The sequence below is a fragment of the Alphaproteobacteria bacterium genome (genome assembly GCA_024244705.1).
Classification (GTDB): domain Bacteria; phylum Pseudomonadota; class Alphaproteobacteria; order JAAEOK01; family JAAEOK01; genus JAAEOK01.
Map to the genome: position 1 here is coordinate 1 of JAAEOK010000068.1, position 1,157 is coordinate 1,157.

Annotated in this window: 1 protein-coding gene; it reads right to left on the reverse strand. The window is 50.5% G+C overall.

The annotated features are described in order from the left end of the window. Positions 1–232: 232 nt before the first annotated feature. Positions 233–1,157 (reverse strand): hypothetical protein (locus GY791_11780; GenBank protein MCP4329105.1); only part of this gene is annotated, 925 nt, incomplete at its 5' end.

Consider the following 1,157-nt stretch of genomic DNA (forward strand, 5'->3'; position numbering starts at 1 on the left):
ATCTCGCTAGGCAGCTTCACAAGAAGTGACCGAACCATCTCCACCCCCATGTCAAATGGTGTTCCAACATGGCCTCTAATGGCAGTAATGACACCTACTGCTGAGTCAAAACCACAGCGGTTCCAGCCATTGGTACAATCCCAAACTTCCAGTGAAATGCTGCCTCCTGGTTCTTCAGGAGGATGAATGAATTGAGTGAGACTGCTCTCCTCAGCCTTTGCCTCCTGAGGTGTCAATCATGTAGTACTTCAGTTACAGTCATATAAAACAAGCCAGGAAATTGTGACACCTGAAGGATCAGTCCAGTACGCAAAACTTGATGACGGCGCCACAAAAATGCAAGAGCCATCTTCAGTGCCTCGACATCTAGTGTCCCGATGACACCAAACTGAATCACTTCATTGTAATCTGAGCGTGCCTGAGATGCCACCATATGCTCTCCTGCATACATGGTGGTTTGCTGGAAAGAAGCAGGGGCCCGCAGCCTCATCTCAGTTGGTCGAGGCACAATGGGCATCCCTGGGGTCAACGGCTGAATGGTCGATGAACATCCAAGGCAAAATTTCAGCAGAGCACCAGGTGTATGATGCTGCAAGATATCCGTAACCGACAAGGCTGAGAAGCCCTTGCCTATCTGCAATCCAGGGTGGTCCTCGTGAAGAGCGCGTAAATAGGCAACAATGCGAATAGCCTTGAGGGAGTCCCCGCCGCTTTCAAAATAGTCGCTGGCCATTCCCATACCTTCACTCTGGAGTTCCTTCCGATAGATTGCGTGGACCGCTTCTTCCAGTGGAGAATTGGGAACCACATGTTGTCCAGGGGAGCTTCTGATGCCACCACTTCTGTGTGCAACTTTGTTCTCAACCAGGAGACTAAGAAGGGCATGATGATCTGCCTTGCCAGAGAGCATGGTTGGGATGAAGTCCATTGAAAGTACCACAGAAGGGACCATGTAGTGTGGCAGCACCTTGGAAACACCAGTCTTAATAGCAGAAGTATCCACACTCCCAGGTGTCACAAAGCCCACCAGGCTCTGTTCATGTGTCAACACCACAGCCTGGGTAACAGATGAGTTCACAGATTGCAGAGCCACCTCAACCTCACCCAGCTCCACACGTTGGCCTCTGATTTTGATTTGCCCATCATTCCGCCCAATG